This window comes from Streptococcus mitis (assembly GCF_047464035.1).
Lineage (GTDB): Bacteria > Bacillota > Bacilli > Lactobacillales > Streptococcaceae > Streptococcus > Streptococcus mitis_DX.
In genome coordinates, this window is record NZ_JASHCQ010000003.1 from 1 (window position 1) to 21,148 (window position 21,148).

Below are 21,148 nucleotides of genomic sequence, written 5' to 3' on the forward strand. Positions count from 1 at the left end.
TGTTTTTGTTTTTTCGTCATGAGGTGCCTCCTTACGAAAAGTCTCAGACTTAATTCTAGCATCATTCGTCGTCTGAGACTAACTTCCAGTTTTGGGAGAGAGGTGGAAGTTACTTTGAGAAGTTACGATTGTCTACGTTAAATAAAAAAATCTTCCAATTCCCTTGCAAAAATGAAGAAAGTGTGATAACATAGTACGGTATGTGGTGCTAGCACATCCGCTATATTAGATCTAATAGGAGGAAAACACAATGGCTAAAGTATGTTACTTTACAGGTCGTAAGACTGTATCAGGAAACAACCGTTCACACGCGATGAACCAAACAAAACGTGCCGTAAAACCAAACCTTCAAAAAGTTACTGTTCTTATCGATGGTAAACCTAAAAAAGTTTGGGCTTCAGCTCGTGCTTTGAAATCAGGTAAAGTTGAACGCGTTTAATAATAAAAGTAAGGAGACCTTAGGGTCTTTTTCTTTTTCTGTGGGTGTAACATCATTTGAAAAATAGAGTAAATATCCGCTGATACAGTATTCTGCTTTTACACTTGGGCTGAAATATGATAAAATAGAGTATCAACTAGTTGAGGTAAAAAGGATGACTGTAAAAATTAATACAAAAGATGGTCAAATCGAACTAACAGATGAAGTGATTGCAACCGTCGTAGGTGGAGCAGCAACTGAAATTTTTGGTGTGGTCGGTATGGCTAGTAAAAATGCCCTCAAAGATAATTTCCAAGCCCTTCTAGGTAAGGAAAATTATTCTAAAGGTGTCGTCGTAAAGGCGACCGAAGATGGCAGTATTGCAGTTGATGTATATACCGTGTTGAGCTACGGAACAAAGATTAGCGAAGTGTCAAAAAACATTCAAGAGCGTGTTCGTTTTAGTTTGGAAAACCAACTTGGAATTACTGCTCAGACTGTAAATGTCTACATTCAAAATATCAAAGTTGTAGGAGAATAACCGTGTCAAAAATTACTACTAGCTTATTTCAAGAAATGGTGCAGGCTGCATCAACTCGCTTGAATAAGCAAGCTGAATATGTCAATTCATTAAACGTCTTTCCAGTTCCAGATGGAGATACTGGAACAAACATGGGAATGACCATTGAAAATGGAGCTAAAGAAGTTGCAGACAAGCCAGCTTCTACAGTTGGCGAGGTAGCGAGCATTCTTGCCAAAGGTCTTTTGATGGGTGCGCGTGGAAACTCAGGCGTTATTACGTCTCAGCTTTTCCGTGGATTTTCACAAGCTATCAAGGATAAAGATGAGTTAACAGGTCAAGACTTGGCCCTTGCCTTCCAATCAGGTGTGGAAGTTGCCTATAAGGCAGTGATGAAACCAGTTGAAGGAACGATTTTGACAGTTTCTCGTGGGGCTGCTATCGGTGCTAAGAAAAAAGCTGAGCAAACAGATGACGCTGTTGAAGTCATGCGCGCAGCCTTGGAAGGTGCTAAAACAGCTCTAGCTAAAACACCAGACATGCTTCCAGTATTGAAAGAAGTTGGCGTTGTGGACTCAGGTGGTCAAGGACTGGTCTTTATCTACGAAGGTTTCCTTTCAGCCCTTACTGGTGAATATATCGCATCTGAGGACTTTGTAGCGACTCCGGCCAACATGAGTGAAATGATCAATGCAGAGCACCACAAGTCTGTAGCTGGTCATGTAGCGACTGAGGATATCACCTTTGGTTACTGTACTGAAATCATGGTAGCTCTTAAGCAAGGCCCAACCTATGCCAAAGATTTTGACTACGATGAATTCCGTAACTACTTGAATGAGCTTGGAGATTCTCTCCTCGTTGTTAATGATGATGAAATCGTCAAAGTCCATGTCCATACAGAAGATCCAGGTCTTGTTATGCAAGAAGGTCTCAAATATGGTAGCTTGGTCAAGGTAAAAGTTGACAATATGCGTAACCAACACGAAGCGCAGGTTGAGAAAGAAGCTGCTCAAGTTAGCAAACCAGCTGAAGAAAAAGAGTATGCTTTGATTGCTGTGGTGGCTGGTAAAGGTCTAGCAGATATCTTCCGTTCTCAAGGTGTGGATTATGTTATCGAGGGCGGTCAAACCATGAACCCTTCAACAGAAGACTTTATCAAGGCTGTTGAACAGGTTAACGCTCGTAACATCATCTTCCTGCCAAACAACAAAAACATCTTCATGGCAGCTCAATCTGCAGCAGAAGTTTTGGAACAACCAGCAGTAGTGGTGGAAGCTCGTACTTTGCCACAAGGTTTGACAAGTCTTCTCGCCTTTGATCCAAGTAAGTCCATAGAAGAAAACCAAGAGCGTATGACTGCTGCTCTTAGCGATGTCGTTAGTGGAAGCGTCACAACAGCTGTGCGTGATACAACCATTGATGGCTTAGAAATCCATGAAAACGATAATCTAGGTATGGTGGATGGGAAAATCCTCGTGTCAAACCCTGATATGCACCAAACCTTGATAGAAACCTTGAAACATATGTTGGATGAAGATAGTGAAATTGTAACCTTCTATGTCGGTGAAGACGGAAGCGAAGAACTTGCCAATGAAATTGCCCAAGAAATCACAGAAGAATTCGAAGATGTTGAAGTCGAGATTCATCAAGGTCAACAACCTGTTTACCCATACCTATTCAGTGTGGAATAAGATTAATGAAGAACTGAGAAATCAGTTCTTTTTTCTTTTTTAGTAAATGAAATCGGTATCTTTTTAATAAAAACAAAAATAACATTCATAAATAAACGTTAAAATAGAAAATTCAGAAAATTTCTTCTTTTCTCTTGAAAAATTTTGAAAAAATGGTATGATAGTAACAAGTTATTTTTAAGAGAAGAGAAAGGGGAACAATGGAGAAAATCAGTTTAGAATCTCCTAAGACGGGGTCGGACCTAGTTTTGGAAACACTTCGTGATTTAGGAATTGATACCATCTTTGGTTATCCTGGTGGTGCAGTCTTGCCTTTTTATGATGCGATATATAATTTTAAAGGCATTCGCCACATTCTAGGACGCCATGAGCAAGGTTGTCTGCATGAAGCTGAAGGTTATGCCAAATCAACTGGAAAGTTGGGTGTTGCCGTCGTCACTAGCGGACCGGGAGCAACAAATGCCATTACAGGGATTGCGGATGCCATGAGCGACAGTGTTCCCCTTTTGGTCTTTACAGGACAGGTTGCGCGAGCAGGGATTGGGAAGGATGCCTTTCAGGAGGCAGACATCGTGGGAATTACCATGCCAATCACTAAGTACAATTACCAAGTTCGTGAGACGGCAGATATTCCGCGTATCATTACGGAAGCTGTCCATATCGCAACTACAGGTCGACCAGGGCCAGTCGTAATTGACCTACCTAAAGACGTATCTGCTTTGGAAACAGATTTCATTTATTCACCAGAAGTGAACCTACCAAGCTATCAGCCGACTCTTGAGCCGAATGATATGCAAATCAAGAAAATCTTGAAGCAATTATCCAAGGCTAAAAAGCCAGTCTTGCTAGCTGGTGGTGGAATTAGTTATGCTGAAGCTGCTGCAGAATTAAATGAATTTGCAGAGCGCTATCAAATTCCAGTGGTAACCAGTCTTTTGGGGCAAGGTACGATTGCAACGACTCATCCACTCTTCCTTGGAATGGGAGGTATGCACGGATCTTTCGCAGCTAATATTGCCATGACGGAAGCTGACTTTATGATTAGTATTGGTTGCCGTTTCGATGACCGCTTGACAGGAAATCCTAAGACCTTCGCTAAGAATGCCAAGGTTGCTCACATTGATATTGACCCAGCTGAGATTGGCAAGATTATCAGTGCAGATATTCCTGTAGTTGGAGATGCTAAGAAAGCCTTGCAAATGTTACTAGCAGAACCGACAGTTCATAACAATACTGAGAAATGGATTGAGAAAGTTACTAAAGACAAGAACCGTGTTCGTTCTTATGACAAGAAAGAGCGTGTGGTTCAACCGCAAGCCGTTATTGAACGCATTGGTGAATTGACGAATGGAGATGCCATTGTGGTAACAGACGTTGGTCAACACCAAATGTGGACAGCCCAGTATTATCCCTACCAAAATGAACGTCAGTTAGTGACTTCAGGTGGTTTGGGAACCATGGGATTTGGAATTCCAGCAGCAATTGGAGCTAAAATTGCTAACCCAGATAAGGAAGTAGTCTTGTTTGTTGGGGATGGTGGTTTCCAAATGACTAACCAGGAATTGGCTATTTTGAACATTTACAAGGTGCCAATCAAGGTGGTTATGCTGAACAACCACTCACTTGGAATGGTTCGCCAATGGCAGGAATCCTTCTATGAAGGTAGAACGTCAGAGTCAGTCTTTGATACCCTTCCTGATTTCCAATTGATGGCACAAGCTTATGGCATTAAAAACTATAAGTTTGACAATCCTGAGACCTTGGCTCAAGACCTTGAAGTCATCACTGAGAATGTTCCTATGCTAATCGAGGTAGATATTTCTCGTAAGGAACAGGTGTTACCAATGGTACCAGCTGGTAAGAGTAATCATGAGATGTTGGGGGTGAAGTTCCATGCGTAGAATGTTAACAGCAAAACTACAAAATCGTTCAGGAGTCCTCAATCGCTTTACCGGTGTCCTGTCTCGTCGTCAGGTTAATATCGAAAGCATCTCTGTTGGAGCAACAGAAGATCCGAATGTATCGCGGATCACCATTATTATTGATGTAGCTTCACATGATGAAGTGGAGCAAATTATCAAGCAACTCAATCGTCAGATTGATGTGATTCGCATTCGTGATATCACAGACAAGCCTCATTTGGAGCGCGAGGTGATTTTGGTTAAGATGTCAGCGCCAGCTGAGAAGCGAGCTGAGATTCTAGCGATTATTCAACCTTTCCGTGCAACGGTGGTAGACGTAGCACCAAGCTCGATTACCATTCAGATGACAGGAAATGCTGAAAAGAGTGAAGCTCTATTGCGAGTCATTCGACCGTACGGTATTCGTAATATTGCTCGAACTGGTGCAACTGGATTTACCCGCGATTAATACTCTTCGAAAATCTCTTCAAATCACGTCAGCTTTGCCTTGCCGTAGGTATATGTTACTGACTCCGTCAGTCTTATTTACCACCTCAAAGCAGTGCTTTGAGCAGTCTGTGGCTAGCTTCCTAATTTGCTCTTTGATTTTCATTGAGTATAAAAATATTTTAAATTTGTTAAACCAGCCTAAAAGGCAATAAATAATAGAAAAGAGAGAAAAACTATGGCAGTTCAAATGGAATATGAAAAAGATGTTAAAGTAGCAGCACTTGACGGTAAAAAAATCGCCGTTATCGGTTATGGTTCACAAGGACATGCGCATGCTCAAAACTTGCGTGACTCAGGTCGTGATGTCATCATCGGTGTACGTCCAGGTAAATCTTTTGACAAAGCAAAAGAAGATGGATTTGACACTTACACAGTAGCAGAAGCAACTAAATTGGCTGACGTTATCATGATTTTGGCACCAGACGAAATCCAACAAGAATTGTACGAAGCAGAAATCGCTCCAAACTTGGAAGCAGGAAACGCAGTTGGATTTGCTCATGGTTTCAACATCCACTTTGAATTTATCAAAGTTCCTGCGGATGTAGATGTCTTTATGTGTGCTCCTAAAGGACCAGGACACTTGGTACGTCGTACTTATGAAGAAGGATTTGGTGTTCCAGCTCTTTACGCAGTATACCAAGATGCAACAGGAAATGCGAAAAACATTGCTATGGACTGGTGTAAAGGTGTTGGAGCAGCTCGTGTAGGTCTTCTTGAAACAACATACAAAGAAGAAACTGAAGAAGATTTGTTTGGTGAACAAGCTGTACTTTGTGGTGGTTTGACTGCCCTTATCGAAGCAGGTTTCGAAGTCTTGACAGAAGCAGGTTACGCTCCAGAATTGGCTTACTTTGAAGTTCTTCACGAAATGAAATTGATCGTTGACTTGATCTACGAAGGTGGATTCAAGAAAATGCGTCAATCTATTTCAAACACTGCTGAGTACGGTGACTATGTATCAGGTCCACGTGTGATTACTGAGCAAGTTAAAGAAAACATGAAAGCTGTCTTGGCAGACATCCAAAATGGTAAATTTGCAAATGACTTTGTAAATGACTATAAAGCTGGACGTCCAAAATTGACTGCTTACCGTGAACAAGCAGCTAACCTTGAAATTGAAAAAGTTGGTGCAGAATTGCGAAAAGCAATGCCTTTCGTTGGTAAAAACGACGATGATGCATTCAAAATCTATAACTAATTGATAGAAATTAAGGTGAAGGCGAGTTGGGGGACTAACTCGCTTTTATAATCAATTCATCTCTTTTTTAAGAGGAATGATTGCGATAAGTATGAAATAGTCTAGGAGAAAATGATGTTAAGTTCAAAAGATATAATCAAGGCTCATAAAGTCTTGAACGGTGTGGTTGTGAATACCCCACTGGATTACGACCATTATTTATCGGAGAAGTATGGCGCTAAGATTTATTTGAAAAAGGAAAATGCTCAACGTGTTCGCTCTTTTAAGATCCGTGGTGCCTATTATGCCATTTCGCAGCTCAGCAAGGAAGAGCGTGAGCGTGGGGTAGTCTGTGCTTCTGCGGGAAATCATGCGCAAGGAGTTGCCTATACTTGTAATGAGATGAAAATTCCTGCTACTATCTTTATGCCCATTACTACTCCGCAACAAAAGATTGGTCAAGTTCGCTTTTTTGGTGGGAACTTCGTGACTATTAAATTAGTTGGAGATACTTTTGATGCCTCAGCCAAAGCAGCTCAAGAATTTACAGTTTCTGAAAATCGTACCTTTATTGATCCTTTTGATGATGCCCATGTTCAGGCAGGTCAAGGGACAGTTGCTTATGAGATTTTAGAAGAAGCTCGAAAAGAATCGATTGATTTTGATGCTGTCTTGGTTCCTGTTGGTGGTGGCGGTCTCATTGCTGGGGTTTCTACCTATATCAAGGAAACAAGTCCAGAAATTGAAGTCATCGGAGTAGAGGCTAATGGGGCACGTTCCATGAAAGCTGCCTTTGAAGCTGGTGGACCAGTCAAACTCAAAGAAATTGACAAATTTGCGGATGGGATTGCTGTGCAAAAGGTAGGTCAGTTGACCTATGAAGCAACTCGTCAACATGTTCAAACTTTGGTAGGTGTCGATGAGGGATTGATTTCTGAAACCTTGATTGACCTTTATTCTAAGCAAGGGATAGTCGCAGAGCCTGCTGGAGCAGCTAGTATCGCCTCTCTAGAGGTTTTAGCTGAATATATCAAGGGGAAAACCATTTGTTGTATCATTTCAGGAGGAAATAATGATATCAACCGTATGCCTGAAATGGAAGAACGTGCCTTGATTTATGATGGGATCAAGCATTACTTTGTGGTTAATTTTCCACAGCGTCCGGGGGCTTTGCGTGAGTTTGTAAATGATATCTTGGGGCCAAATGATGATATCACACGTTTTGAGTATATCAAACGAGCTAGCAAGGGGACAGGCCCAGTATTGATTGGGATTGCCCTGGCAGATAAGCATGATTATGCAGGCTTGATTCGTCGAATGGAAGGTTTTGATCCATCTTATATTAACTTAAATGGTAATGAAACGCTCTATAATATGCTTGTCTGAGGACTAATAAAAAAATATCATATTATTTGCACAACTGATGTATAGGTGCTATAATGAGGGTGAAGAAAGGGGGCGATTCCTATGGACTTAGGAAATCGATTACGCTATTTCTATCACAAGTCATTATAGTACCTATTATTTTTTGATTCAGTTTATAGTAAGGGAGTAAAATTACTTGTTATATATAAGGAGTATTTTTAGAATCCGCTATTTTATATATGTCTAATCTGAAATTTGGTTAAATATAATAGGAATTAGAAAAAATAATCAATACTAATGAGAAACCTTATACTGAGTTGACTGAGAAGAGTGATAAGATACTAAGAAGATAAAAACAGTGGAAAATGTTAGAAGATAGGATACTATTGTCTCCTAACGACTCATCTTTTTATAGGTTTGAAGAAATAAAAAGGAATATTGATAAAGTAAATAAATAGTACCAGTTGATCAAGTGAAAAGTGCTTATAAAGGCAGGAAGAATATCAAAGAAGGAGAAGAGAAATAATAGTTAGTAATAGTGTGGAGAGAAAGTCTTTCACTATTAGAAATATTGTTTTAAAGTTGGATAAATAGAATAAAGTTGAAGATAAAACCTGTCTAACCTATCCCGAACTGGCATTTGTAAATTATGAATATTTTTACAAACAAAAGAGTTAATAATACAATTATTTTAAAGGTATTTACTAATGGTTTATAGTAAGTAAAAACCTATATATTATCGGCTTTAATAAGATAGTAACAGAAAAATAAATCATTAATTTTATTGAATATATGTTTTTTTATTGACAAAACACATAAAAACGTATACAATTAAATATCGTAAAGAAGAAAATAGGAGAAGGACATGGCTAAGTCAAACTTTGAAAAAGTAGAATCAGTTGTTGGCTGGGTTCGTGATAAGAAGATCACAGGCTACCGTATCTCTAAAGAAACGAATGCGCGTGAAATGTCTATCATTGCTCTAGCGCAGGGGCGTGCAAAAGTAAAAAATATTTCGTTTGAAACAGCTCTAGGTTTAATTGATTTCTATGATAAAAATCATGAAAAATTTGAAGATTAATCTTTGGATAATGGCGGATTCTTGAATAGGGTCTGCCTTTTCATTTTGATACTCAATGAAAATCAAAGAGCAAACTAGGAAGCTAGCCGTAGGCTGTACTTGAGTACGGCAAGGCGAAGCTGACGTGGTTTGAATTTGATTTTCGAAGAGTATGAGGACAGCAAAAAGACTGCACGATTTATGCAGCCTTTTCTTTTTATTTGAGATAGCGTTGAAGGAATTCTTTTGTACGGTCTTCTTTAGGATTGGTGAAGAGGTCTTCTGGTTTGCCTTCTTCAGCAATCACACCTTTATCCATAAAGATAACACGGTGAGAGACATCACGGGCGAATTCCATTTCGTGAGTTACGACAATCATAGTCAAGCCTTCTTGAGCCAGGTCCTGCATGATTTTGAGGACTTCTCCAACCATTTCTGGATCGAGAGCTGATGTTGGTTCATCAAAGAGAATAGCATCTGGATTCATGGAGAGGGCACGAGCGATGGCCACACGTTGTTTTTGACCACCTGAGAGTTGTTTTGGTTTCGCTTGCCAGTAGCGTTCTCCCATGCCGACCTTTTCCAGGTTTTCTTTGGCAATCTTTTCAGCTTCTGTACGTTCGCGTTTAAGGACAGTTGTCTGAGCGACAATTGTGTTTTCAAGAACGTTGAGATTTTCAAAGAGGTTAAAGGATTGGAACACCATCCCCAACTTTTCACGGTATTGCGTGAGGTCATAGCCTTTTTCGAGGACGTTTTGTCCATGATAAAGGATTTGTCCATCAGTTGGCGTTTCAAGGAGGTTAATGGAGCGTAGGAAGGTTGATTTTCCGCTTCCAGAGCTTCCGATGATAGAGATTACCTCTCCCTTGTGGACAGTGAGTGAAATGTCTTTTAGCACTTCGTTTTGTCCATAGGATTTTTTGAGGTGTTTAATTTCAAGGATTGCTTGTGTCATTATTTCAAATCCTCCGTTTGCATTTGGTTAGCACCTGTAGTATAGGTATCCATGTCCATGCGGCGTTCGATGAAGCGTAGGATACGTGTTACGGTGAAGGTGAGGACAAAGTAAATCACGGCGATGATTGTAAATGTTTGGAAGTATTGATAGGTTTGAGTTGCCACGGTATTTCCTGAGAAATAAAGTTCAACAACAGAGATAACGTTCAATACAGATGTATCTTTGATATTGATGACAAATTCATTACCAGTTGCTGGTAGGATGTTACGGACTACTTGAGGTAGGACAATCTTACGCATGGTTTGGTTATGGGTCATACCAAGAGCAGTCGCTGCTTCAAATTGTCCCTTATCAACTGCTAGGATACCACCACGGACGATTTCAGTCATGTAGGCACCGGTGTTGATCGAAACGATGAAGATAGCAGCCAGTGTGCGGTCAAGGTTGATACCGAAAGCTTGAGCAGTTCCGTAGTAGATAACCATCGATTGAACGATCATTGGCGTTCCACGGAAAATTTCGATATAGACATTGAGACCCCATCCGACTAGTTTTTGTAGGCTGTAAATAGCTTTGTTTTCAGAGAGAGGAGCAGTACGGAAAACACCAATAGCAAGACCGATAATGAGACCTATGATGGTTCCGACGATAGAGATTAAAAGAGTGATACCCGCACCACGCAAGAGTTGTTGCCAGTTTTCAGAAAGAATTTTAGCGACTTGGTTAAAGAAACTACTGCTAGTCTCTTCAGTTGTTGTTGCTTCGGCAGGTTGCTCCTTGATCATACGATCCATTAGGGCAACTTGATCGTCTTTTGAAATGGTTTCAATGCTGGCATTGATTTGGCTAATACGGTTGTCATCTTTACGAAGTCCAATGGCGATAGCTGTATCTTCTTCCCCCGTTTTGAAACCTGGTTCTACTTGAACCATTTTAAACTTAGAGTTAGCAGCTTCGGCAGTCAGAGCTTCTGGGCGTTCAGAAACATAAGCATCGATGACACCAGCCTCAAGAGCTTGGCGCATTTGAGCGAAGTCTCCCATGGCTGTTTCTTTTTTAGCGCCTGGGATTTGTGCAATCAAGTCATAAAGGTAGACACCTTGTTGAGAAGTGATTTTCGCACTGTTAAAGTCATCCAAAGATTTAGCACTTGCGTAGGCAGAATCTTTTTTGACAAGCAAAACTGGTTCGCTAGTGTAGTAACTGTTTGAAAAGGCAATTTCTTGTTTGCGTTCAGCAGTTGGACTCATACCTGCGATAATCATGTCAATCTTACCAGAAGTAAGGGCAGGGACTAGACCTTCCCACTTGGTTTTAACAACCAAAGGCTCTTTACCTAAGTCCTTAGCGATTTTCTTGGCGATTTGAACATCGTATCCATTGGCATACTGGTTAGTCCCATCGATTTTGACAGCTCCATTGCTATCATCATCCTGAGTCCAGTTAAAGGGGGCATATGCTGCTTCCATCCCGATGCGTAAATATTCATCAGCTTGAGCAACATTGACAAGTCCTAGCATCAGCAAGAGACTTGTGAAAATAGATAAGTATATTTTTCTCATGATTTCTCCTATTTCTAATCTATTAAAAAATAACTGTCTCCTATTTTATCGAAAAAAACTCTATTTTTCAATATAGGTAAGCCCTTACTTATGAAAAAATGATATAATGATAGCAAAGATAAAAAGGGGGCTTAGTTGATGAAAAAAACTTTTTTCTTATTGGTGTTAGGCTTGTTTTGCCTTCTGCCATTCTCTGTTTTTGCCATTGATTTCAAGATAAACTCTTACCAAGGGGATTTGTATATTCATGCAGACAATACGGCAGAATTTAGACAAAAGATAGTTTATCAGTTTGAGGAGGACTTTAAGGGGCAAATCGTGGGACTTGGACGTGCTGGCAAGATGCCTAGCGGATTTGACATTGATTCTCATCCAAAGGTTCAGGCTGCGAAAAATGGTGCTGAACTAGCAGATGTTACTAGCGAAGTGATAGAAGGAGCAGATGGTTATACTGTTAAAGTCTATAATCCAGGCCAGGAAGGCGACACAGTTGAAGTTGACCTTATCTGGAACTTAAAGAATTTGCTTTTCCTTTATGATGATATCGCTGAATTAAATTGGCAACCTCTGACAGATAGTTCAGGGGCTATTGGGAAGTTTGAATTTCATGTAAGGGGAGACAAGGGGGCTGAAAAACTCTTTTTCCATACAGGGAAACTTTTTAGAGAGGGAACGGTTGAAAAGAGTAACCTTGATTATACTATCCGTTTAGACAATCTTCCGCCTAAGCGTGGAGTTGAATTGCATGCCTATTGGCCTCGAACTGATTTTGCTAGCGCTAGGGATCAGGGATTGAAAGGGAATCGTTTAGAGGAGTTTAATAAGATAGAAGACTCGATTGTTAGAGAAAAAGATCAGAGTAAACAACTCGTTACTTGGGTGTTTCCTTCGCTACTTTCTATCTCCTTGTTATTGAGTATTTGCTTTTATTTTATTTATAGAAGAAAGACCATTCCTTCGGTCAAATATGCCAAAAATCATCGTATCTATGAACCACCAATGGAATTAGAGCCTATGGTTTTATCAGAGGCTGTCTACTCGACCTCCTTGGAGGAAGTGAGTCCCTTGGTCAAGGGAGCTGGAAAATTTACCTTTGATCAACTTATTCAAGCTACCTTGCTAGATGTGATAGACCGTGGGAATGTCTCTATCATTTCAGAAGGAGATGCAGTTGGTTTGAGGATAGTAAAAGAAGATGGTTTGTCAAGCTTTGAGAAAGACTGTCTAAATCTGGCTTTTTCAGGCAAAAAAGAAGAAACTCTTTCCAATTTGTTTGCGGATTACAAGGTATCTGATAGTCTTTATCGTAGAGCAAAAGCCTCTGATGAAAAACGGATTCAAGCAAGAGGGCTTCAACTCAAATCTTCTTTTGAAGAAGTATTGAAAGAGATGCAAGAAGAAGTGAGAAATAGAGTTACCTTCTGGGGGCTTCCGGATTACTACCGTCCTTTAACTGGTGGGGAAAAGGCCTTGCAAGTGGGTATGGGGGTCTTGACTATCTTGCCCCTATTTATCGGATTTGGTTTGTTCTTGTACAGTTTGGATGTTTATGGCTATCTTTACCTCCTCTTGCCAATACTTGGTTTTCTAGGTTTGGTTTTGGCTGTTTTCTATTATTGGAAGCTTCGATTAGATAATCGTGATGGTGTCCTAAATGAAGCAGGAGCAGAAGTATACTATCTCTGGACCAGTTTTGAAAATATGTTGCGTGAGATTGCACGATTGGATCAGGCTGAATTGGAAAGTATTGTGGTCTGGAATCGCCTCTTGGTTTATGCGACTTTATTTGGCTATGCAGACAAGGTCAGTCATTTGATGAAGGTTCATCAGATTCAAGTGGAAAATCCAGATATCAACCTCTATGTAGCTTATGGTTGGCACAGTATGTTTTATCATTCAAGCGCGCAAATGAGCCATTATGCAAATGTCGCAAATACAGCAAGTACCTACTCTGTATCTTCTGGAAGTGGAAGTTCTGGCGGTGGCTTCTCTGGAGGCGGAGGTGGCGGCAGTATCGGCGCCTTTTAAAGAGAGCTATCACTGGCTGAAAAAATATGCTATAATGGAAGATAGAAAAAGGAGTAATCTATGTATCTTATTGAAATTTTAAAATCTATCTTCTTCGGGATTGTTGAAGGAATTACGGAATGGTTGCCGATTTCGAGTACAGGTCACTTGATTTTAGCAGAGGAGTTTATCCAATACCAAAATCAAAATGAAGCCTTTATGTCCATGTTTAATGTCGTGATTCAGCTTGGTGCTATTTTAGCGGTTATGGTCATTTACTTTAACAAGCTCAATCCTTTCAAATCGACTAAGGATAAGCAGGAAGTTCGTAAGACTTGGAGACTGTGGTTGAAGGTCTTGGTTGCCACTTTGCCTTTACTTGCCGTCTTTAAATTTGATGATTGGTTTGATACCCACTTCCATAACATGGTTTCTGTTGCTCTCATGTTGATTATCTATGGGATTGCCTTTATCTATTTGGAAAAGCGCAATGAAGCGCGTGCTATAGAGCCAAGTGTAACAGAGTTGGACAAACTTCCTTATACGACAGCATTCTATATCGGACTCTTCCAAGTTCTTGCCCTTTTACCAGGAACTAGCCGTTCAGGAGCGACTATTGTCGGTGGTTTGTTAAATGGAACCAGTCGTTCTGTTGTGACGGAATTTACCTTCTATCTTGGAATTCCTGTTATGTTTGGAGCTAGTGCCTTAAAGATTTTCAAATTTATAAAAGCAGGACAACTCTTGAGCTTTGGGCAATTGTTCTTGCTCTTGGTTGCGATGGGAGTAGCCTTTGCAGTCAGCATGGTCGCTATTCGTTTCTTGACAAGCTATGTAAAAAAACACGACTTTACCCTTTTTGGTAAATACCGTATCGTGCTTGGTAGTGTCTTACTACTTTACAGCTTTGTTCGTTTATTTGTATAAGAAAAACCTTGAAGGGGCAGCTCTTCAAGGTTTTAAAATCCAGTCACGGTAATCCCCAATAGGCGGACACCTCTTTCTTTCTCGCTTAACTCTTCATAGAGTTGCAGGGCTATTTGACTTATCTGACTAGCATCCTGTGTTTTTTGAGCCAGACTTTTTCGTTTAGTGAGAGTTGAAAAGTCCTCGTAGCGGATTTTCAAAATGACAATTTTTCCAGCGTTTTCTTGTTGATGTAGATTGAGAGCGACTCTTTCTGATAGAAGAGTCAGCTCTTTTTTGATGTCTTCCTCAGCACGGAGAATCTTCCCATAGGTTTTCTCCTTCCCGATTGATTTACGGATACGATTGGATTTGACGGGGGAATTGTGAATGCCACGAGCCTTTCGATAAAGGTCATAGCCCAGTCTGCCAAAGCGGTCTATTAGGGTCACCTCAGGAACTTCAAGTAGATCAGCGCCAGTAAAAATCCCCATTTGATGAAGTCTTTCCACCGTCTTTTTTCCTACTCCATGAAACTTGGAAATATCCATTTGTTTGAGGAAATCCTCAGCCTGGTCAGGTAAAATCACTGTCAGACCATGTGGCTTTTGATAATCGCTGGCCATTTTAGCTAAGAATTTGTTGTAGGAGACGCCTGCGGAAGCAGTCAGGTGTAGTTCCTGCCAGATATCCTCTTGAATGAGACGAGCAATTTTGACCGCTGACTTGATACCGAGTTTATTTTCTGTCACATCTAAATAGGCTTCGTCAATGCTCATGGGTTCAATCAAATCTGTATAACGCTTAAAGATAGCTCGAATCTGGAGGCCCACAGTCTTGTATTTCTCATAATTCCCTGAGATAAAGACGGCCTGGGGACAACGCTCATAGGCTTCTTTGGAACTCATGGCTGAATGGACACCAAAAGCTCGCGCCTCATAGCTACAAGTGGAAACGACACCACGCCCACCTGTTTGTCGAGGGTCGCTACCGATAATGACAGGTTTTCCTCTGAGTTTAGGATTATCTCTGATTTCGACCGCAGCAAAAAAGGCATCCATGTCAATATGGATGATTTTTCTTGACAAATCATTTAATAAAGGGAAAATCAACATGCCTAGCACCTTTTTATACTCTTCGAAAATCAAATTCAAACCACGTCAGCTTCGCCTTGCCGTACTCAAGTACTGTCTGTGGCTAGCTTCCTAGTTTGCTTTTTGATTTTCATTGAGTATTACTGCTTATTTTCTTTTATTATACCCTTTTTTCTGAAAAAAAGAAAAAAGGCTTTAATTTTTTCAAAAATATAATACAGTTTGGGATAAAATATAGACTGTTTTAGAAAAGAAAGTGTAAAAATAGGGATTTATCACTTGTTGAAATCGGTTACTGTATGGTATACTTGTCTCATGAATGTAACAGATGGATGTTACTAGAAAGAAAAAAGAGGACATTAACATGGTTGTTAAGACAGTTGTTGAAGCACAAGATATTTTTGACAAAGCTTGGGAAGGCTTCAAAGGCGTAGATTGGAAAGAAAAAGCAAGTGTGTCACGCTTTGTACAAGCTAACTACACACCTTATGACGGAGACGAAAGCTTCCTTGCAGGACCAACAGAACGTTCACTTCACATCAAAAAAATTGTAGAAGAAACTAAGGCTCACTACGAAGAAACTCGTTTCCCAATGGACACTCGTCCAACTTCTATCGCTGATATCCCTGCAGGATTTATCGATAAAGAAAACGAAGTTATCTTTGGTATCCAAAATGACGAACTCTTCAAATTGAACTTCATGCCAAAAGGTGGTATCCGTATGGCTGAAACCACTTTGAAAGAAAATGGATACGAACCAGACCCAGCTGTTCACGAAATCTTCACTAAATACGTAACAACAGTTAACGACGGTATCTTCCGCGCTTACACTTCAAACATTCGTCGCGCTCGTCACGCTCACACTGTAACTGGTCTTCCAGATGCATACTCACGCGGACGTATCATCGGTGTTTACGCACGTCTTGCTCTTTACGGTGCAGACTACTTGATGCAAGAAAAAGTAAACGACTGGAATGCAATCGAAGAAATCGATGAAGAAACAATCCGTCTTCGTGAAGAAATCAACCTTCAATACCAAGCATTGCAACAAGTTGTTCGCTTGGGTGACCTTTACGGAGTTGACGTTCGCAAACCAGCGATGAACGTTAAAGAAGCAATCCAATGGGTTAACATCGCCTTCATGTCTGTCTGCCGTGTTATCAACGGTGCTGCTACATCTCTAGGACGTGTGCCAATCGTATTGGACATCTTTGCAGAACGTGACCTTGCTCGTGGTACATTTACTGAATCAGAAATCCAAGAATTCGTTGATGATTTCGTTATGAAACTTCGTACAGTTAAATTTGCTCGTACAAAAGCTTATGACCAATTGTACTCAGGTGACCCAACTTTCATCACAACTTCTATGGCTGGTATGGGTAACGACGGTCGTCACCGTGTTACTAAGATGGACTACCGTTTCTTGAACACTCTTGACAATATCGGTAACTCTCCAGAACCAAACTTGACAGTTCTTTGGACTGACAAATTGCCATACAACTTCCGTCGCTACTGTATGCATATGAGCCACAAACACTCTTCTATCCAATACGAAGGTGTTACAACAATGGCCAAAGACGGATACGGTGAAATGAGCTGTATCTCATGCTGTGTGTCTCCACTTGACCCAGAAAATGAAGAACAACGCCACAACATCCAGTACTTCGGTGCACGTGTAAATGTATTGAAAGCTCTTCTTACTGGTTTGAACGGTGGTTACGACGATGTTCACAAAGACTACAAAGTATTTGACATCGAACCAATCCGTGACGAAGTTCTTGAATTCGAATCAGTTAAAGAAAACTTTGAAAAATCTCTTGACTGGTTGACTGATACTTACGTAGATGCTTTGAACATCATCCACTACATGACTGATAAGTACAACTACGAAGCTGTTCAAATGGCCTTCTTGCCAACTAAACAACGTGCGAACATGGGATTCGGTATCTGTGGATTTGCTAACACTGTTGATACATTGTCAGCTATCAAATACGCTACAGTTAAACCAATCCGTGACGAAAATGGCTACATCTACGATTACGAAACAATCGGTGAATACCCACGTTGGGGTGAAGATGATCCTCGTTCAAACGAATTGGCAGAATGGTTGATTGAAGCTTACACAACTCGTCTACGTAGCCACAAACTTTACAAAGATGCAGAAGCTACAGTATCACTTTTGACAATCACATCTAACGTTGCTTACTCTAAACAAACTGGTAACTCACCAGTCCACAAAGGTGTATACCTCAACGAAGATGGTTCTGTGAACTTGTCTAAACTTGAATTCTTCTCACCAGGTGCTAACCCATCTAACAAAGCTAAAGGTGGATGGTTGCAAAACTTGAACTCACTTTCTAGCCTTGACTTTAGTTACGCAGCTGATGGTATCTCATTGACTACACAAGTTTCACCTCGCGCGCTTGGTAAGACTCGTGACGAACAAGTTGATAACTTGGTAACAATCCTTGATGGTTACTTCGAAAACGGTGGACAACACGTTAACTTGAACGTTATGGACTTGAACGATGTTTACGAAAAGATCATGTCAGGTGAAGACGTTATCGTACGTATCTCTGGATACTGTGTAAACACTAAATACCTCACTCCAGAACAAAAAACTGAATTGACACAACGTGTCTTCCACGAAGTTCTTTCAATGGATGATGCATTGAGCTAATCAATTAACTTGAATAAGGAAAAGGAACCCTCGGTCAAACGACTGAGGGTTATTTTTTGGACTATTAAATTCCTTAAGTCAGGTATTGAAATGTCTGACCGAGATTCAAAGATACTTGTTGAGTTTCTGACCGAGATTCAAAGATACTTGTTGAGTTGCGGGAGGTATTTGATATTCAATGAAAATCAAAGAGCAAACTAGGAAGCTAGCCGCAGGTTGCTCAAAGCACCGCTTTGAGGTTGTAGATAAGACTGACAAAGTCAGTCACACATATACGGCAAGGCGAAGCTGACGTGGTTTGAATTTTATTTTCGAAGAGTATGAAAATAAAAATACCACACTTTGTAAGACACAAGGTGTGGTTGTATTTTATCTCTTAGACCAAGTTCTCTTCATAAAGAGAAGTAGGATTGGGTAAATCTCTAATCGACCTGCAATCATTGCAAAGGAGAGAAGAATTTTTGAGATAGGACTAAAGATTGAGAAGCTAGAAGTGGTTCCTAGAATAGGTCCGATATTATTGAAACAGCTAAAGACAGCGCTGGTCACAACCAGAAAATCATTGCTATCTAGGCTGACAATAAAGATAAGGGATAGCAAAATCATAGAATAGATGACAAAGTACTTGAGAATCTTATGCTGGGTATCTTTGTCAATTACCGTTTTATTAACATGGAGGGTCAAAACACGGTGGGGTGATAGAATTGACAAAATCTGATTTTTAGCAATTTTTGAAAGGATAAGGCCTCGAATAACCTTGAGTCCACCTGCGGTTGAACCAGCAGAACCACCGATTCCCATAAGGAAGAGAAGGATAAACTGGGAGAAGAGGGGCCAGTTGGTAATGTCTCCGTAACCAAAACCAGTCGTTGTAATGATATTGGAAACCTGGAAGAAGGCCATTTCAAAACTCTTTGAAAATCCTGGATAGAGATAGAGGGTATTGAGGCTAATCAAGCCTGTAGAAAGCAGTACAATGACCAAGTAAGCTCGAAGTTCTTCATCTCCAAAGAAGGCTTTGACGCGACGGAGCATGAGGTAGTAGTAGAGATTGAAATTTACCCCAAAAACCAAAACTCCGATACTAACTAGATAGGTAATCAGTGAGCTACCATAGTGGGCGATTCCATCGTTATAGACTGTAAAACCTCCTGTACCTGCTGTTCCCATGGCAATGACAAAACTATCAAATAGGGGCATGCCAGCCAGATAATAGATGATGACAAAGAGGGAGAAGAGAGCTAGATAAAGGAGATAGAGAATCTGGGCAGTATTTTTGAGTTTGGATACAACCTTGCCAAAAACAGGGCCAGGAACCTCAGCTTTCATCACTTCTAGGTGGCTATTCTTGGCATTGTCCATAATAGCAAGTGCAAAAACAAGCACTCCCATCCCTCCAATCAAGTGGGTAAAACTTCGCCAGAAGAGGAGGGAACGACTGAGAACCGAAACGTCGTTCAGAATAGTTGCTCCAGTAGTTGTAAAGCCAGAACTGATTTCAAAAAAGGCATCGATAACGCTGGGAATTTGCTTAGCAAAAACAAAGGGGAGACCGCCAAAGAAGGACCAAAGGATCCAACAGAGGGCAACAATCAAGACTCCCTCCTTGGCATAAATCCGTTGATTTTTGGGCTTTTGTAAAATTCCTGAACCGCCTAGTAATACGAGAATCCCTATTGTTGAAAAGAGGGCCGTAAAGACTTGGCTCGATTCACGGTAATAGACAGCGACAGACACAGGAACCAAAAGAAGAACAGCTTCAATCAAAAGTAATTTTGAAAGGAGGTAACGAATCATACTTTTATTCATTTCTTACCTCGCGATCAAGTCATAAATCTTGGTGATGTTTGGCAACAAGGTTGTTACTAGGAGCTTGTCTCCAACTTCCAACATATCCTCCCCAGTAGGGAAAATAGTCTTGCCCTTTCGAATGATGGCTGCTATAAGAACCCCTTTTTTTAGTTTTAGTTGAGAAAGAGGTTTGGAAGTCATTTTATTAGCTTCCTTGATATGAAATTGCAGGGTTTCGATTTGGCCATTGGCTAGATGGTGCATGGCCTGAAGGTCTGAATACTGGGCATTAACCCGACCACGAATAAAGTGCATAATCGTATCTACAGCGATGCTTTTAGGTGTGATGATACTTGAAAAATCAGGCGCATTGATAATTTCGAGGAGACTGGTACGATTGACCTTGGTGATATTTTTTTGTACACCTACCCTGTCAAGGAACATAGAGGTAATCAGATTTTCCTCATCAACCCCTGTTAGAGTCGCAACGGCATCATAGTTTTGAGCACTTTCTTCCAGCAGGATATCTTTTGCGGTACCATCTCCTTGAACGATGTAGAGGTTTGGGAATTTCTCGCTAAAGAAGCTAGCGATTTCAGGATTGATTTCAATAACCTTGGTATCAATACGACTGTCTTTTAGGATACCTAGTAGATAATAGGCGATTCTACCAGCTCCAACAATAAGAAGGCTCTTCACGGCACGAGATTTAAAATAATTATGGAAGAGCATCATATCAACACGGTTACCAGTGACAAAGATTCTATCTTTATCCTGTATGGTCATGTCACCGCTTGGAATGATAATTTGATGATCCCTCTCTATAGCGCAGACAATAACATTGCCAAATTTTTTACGAAAATCAGAAATGGGCATTTGGCAAAGACCGCTGGAGGATTTAACAGTGAATTCCATCAAGCTGACCCTTCCACCAAAGAAACGTTCGACAGAGAGGGCGTTGGGGAAGTCAATGATATTGGCGATAGCGCGGGCAGCCAAGAGCTCAGGGTTAACGATAAGAGAAAAACCGAGAATATTCTTTTCCTTGAAATAAGAGTTAGAATATTCAGGGTTCCGCACCCGAACGATGGTCTCTTTAGCTCCCATTTTTTTGGCTAGAACGGCTGCAATCATGTTCACTTCATCGTATTCAGTCAGGGCGATAAAGATATCACAATCCTGGACACTTGCTTGTTCAAGAATGGTGAAATCAGCTCCGTTGCCAAGGATACCCATGATATCAAAGCGATTGACAATATGATTGAGGACAGCTTCATCTTGCTCAATCAGCAAAACATCATGCTTTTCTGCAACCAAGGAGCGACAGAGGGCAAAACCAACTTTTCCCCCTCCGACAAGGATAATTTTCATATTAAAACCTACTTTTTCATGATGTAACTATCATACCTTTTTTCAAGAAAAAATGCACCTACTAGCTAATAACCAGAGCTTTTAGTAGGAAATTTGCTATAAGGTAAAACTATACCCTAAGCAATTAAAATAGC

The 21,148-nt window shown here is 40.5% G+C and carries 16 protein-coding genes; 11 read left to right on the forward strand and 5 right to left on the reverse strand.

The window, feature by feature from the left end; genetic code table 11:
• Window positions 1–250: 250 nt before the first annotated feature.
• The 8 genes from rpmB to QM818_RS01790 all read left to right on the forward strand — a co-directional run bounded on the left by rpmB (window position 251) and on the right by QM818_RS01790 (window position 8,663).
• Window positions 251–439, forward strand: a complete 189-nt coding sequence (rpmB, locus tag QM818_RS01755; RefSeq protein WP_001140948.1) for a 50S ribosomal protein L28 — start codon at window positions 251–253, stop codon at window positions 437–439.
• Window positions 440–593: 154 nt separating this feature from the next.
• Window positions 594–959 (forward strand): Asp23/Gls24 family envelope stress response protein, encoded by a 366-nt coding sequence (locus QM818_RS01760; RefSeq protein ID WP_042901664.1) that lies wholly within the window; start codon window positions 594–596, stop codon window positions 957–959.
• Between the two features lie 2 nt (window positions 960–961).
• Window positions 962–2,629: a DAK2 domain-containing protein gene (locus QM818_RS01765; RefSeq protein ID WP_070528646.1), complete on the forward strand. Its 1,668-nt coding sequence runs from the start codon at window positions 962–964 to the stop codon at window positions 2,627–2,629.
• A gap of 200 nt (window positions 2,630–2,829) precedes the next feature.
• Complete coding sequence (locus QM818_RS01770) at window positions 2,830–4,530, forward strand: acetolactate synthase large subunit (RefSeq protein ID WP_020900041.1); 1,701 nt, start codon at window positions 2,830–2,832, stop codon at window positions 4,528–4,530.
• Entirely contained in the window at window positions 4,523–4,999 is a 477-nt protein-coding gene (gene ilvN / locus QM818_RS01775; protein ID WP_001253803.1) for an acetolactate synthase small subunit, read from the forward strand. The genes QM818_RS01770 and ilvN overlap by 8 nt, the downstream gene beginning before the upstream one ends.
• 216 nt (window positions 5,000–5,215) lie before the next feature.
• Window positions 5,216–6,238 carry a ketol-acid reductoisomerase gene (gene ilvC, locus QM818_RS01780; RefSeq protein ID WP_000290683.1) on the forward strand — a complete coding sequence of 341 codons (1,023 nt, stop codon included), beginning with the start codon at window positions 5,216–5,218 and terminating at the stop codon, window positions 6,236–6,238.
• A 114-nt stretch (window positions 6,239–6,352) separates the two neighbouring features.
• A complete protein-coding gene (gene ilvA, locus QM818_RS01785; RefSeq protein WP_033689399.1) occupies window positions 6,353–7,603 on the forward strand; it encodes a threonine ammonia-lyase IlvA in 1,251 nt (416 codons plus the stop codon).
• A gap of 844 nt (window positions 7,604–8,447) precedes the next feature.
• Window positions 8,448–8,663: a capsule biosynthesis transcriptional regulator gene (locus tag QM818_RS01790; RefSeq protein ID WP_001130035.1), complete on the forward strand. Its 216-nt coding sequence runs from the start codon at window positions 8,448–8,450 to the stop codon at window positions 8,661–8,663.
• Window positions 8,664–8,859: 196 nt separating this feature from the next.
• Here QM818_RS01790 and QM818_RS01795 read toward each other — a convergent pair whose 3' ends face one another.
• Together QM818_RS01795 and QM818_RS01800 are read right to left on the reverse strand one after the other, a co-directional pair.
• On the reverse strand, window positions 8,860–9,600 hold the full coding sequence (locus QM818_RS01795) for an amino acid ABC transporter ATP-binding protein (protein ID WP_000189477.1): 741 nt from the start codon (window positions 9,598–9,600) through the stop codon (window positions 8,860–8,862).
• Window positions 9,600–11,165 (reverse strand): ABC transporter substrate-binding protein/permease, encoded by a 1,566-nt coding sequence (locus tag QM818_RS01800; protein ID WP_414299833.1) that lies wholly within the window; start codon window positions 11,163–11,165, stop codon window positions 9,600–9,602. The genes QM818_RS01795 and QM818_RS01800 overlap by 1 nt, the downstream gene beginning before the upstream one ends.
• Before the next feature lie 138 nt (window positions 11,166–11,303).
• Between QM818_RS01800 and QM818_RS01805 the strand changes: the two genes are divergently transcribed.
• The gene (locus QM818_RS01805) at window positions 11,304–13,193 is read left to right on the forward strand and encodes a DUF2207 domain-containing protein (protein ID WP_261056256.1); all 1,890 of its coding nucleotides are present in this window, start codon (window positions 11,304–11,306) and stop codon (window positions 13,191–13,193) included.
• 60 nt (window positions 13,194–13,253) lie between these two features.
• The gene (locus QM818_RS01810; RefSeq protein ID WP_000280780.1) at window positions 13,254–14,099 is read left to right on the forward strand and encodes an undecaprenyl-diphosphate phosphatase; all 846 of its coding nucleotides are present in this window, start codon (window positions 13,254–13,256) and stop codon (window positions 14,097–14,099) included.
• Between the two features lie 32 nt (window positions 14,100–14,131).
• Here QM818_RS01810 and dinB read toward each other — a convergent pair whose 3' ends face one another.
• Window positions 14,132–15,193: a DNA polymerase IV gene (gene dinB, locus QM818_RS01815; protein WP_414299834.1), complete on the reverse strand. Its 1,062-nt coding sequence runs from the start codon at window positions 15,191–15,193 to the stop codon at window positions 14,132–14,134.
• Between the two features lie 343 nt (window positions 15,194–15,536).
• Between dinB and pflB the strand changes: the two genes are divergently transcribed.
• Window positions 15,537–17,852: a formate C-acetyltransferase gene (gene pflB / locus QM818_RS01820; protein ID WP_000260633.1), complete on the forward strand. Its 2,316-nt coding sequence runs from the start codon at window positions 15,537–15,539 to the stop codon at window positions 17,850–17,852.
• Window positions 17,853–18,221: 369 nt separating this feature from the next.
• Here the strand turns inward: pflB and QM818_RS01825 are convergent, their stop codons facing one another.
• Window positions 18,222–19,661 (reverse strand): TrkH family potassium uptake protein, encoded by a 1,440-nt coding sequence (locus QM818_RS01825; RefSeq protein WP_001043441.1) that lies wholly within the window; start codon window positions 19,659–19,661, stop codon window positions 18,222–18,224.
• A 3-nt stretch (window positions 19,662–19,664) separates the two neighbouring features.
• On the reverse strand, window positions 19,665–21,014 hold the full coding sequence (gene trkA / locus QM818_RS01830; RefSeq protein ID WP_049501845.1) for a Trk system potassium transporter TrkA: 1,350 nt from the start codon (window positions 21,012–21,014) through the stop codon (window positions 19,665–19,667).
• Between the last annotated feature and the right edge of the window lie 134 nt (window positions 21,015–21,148).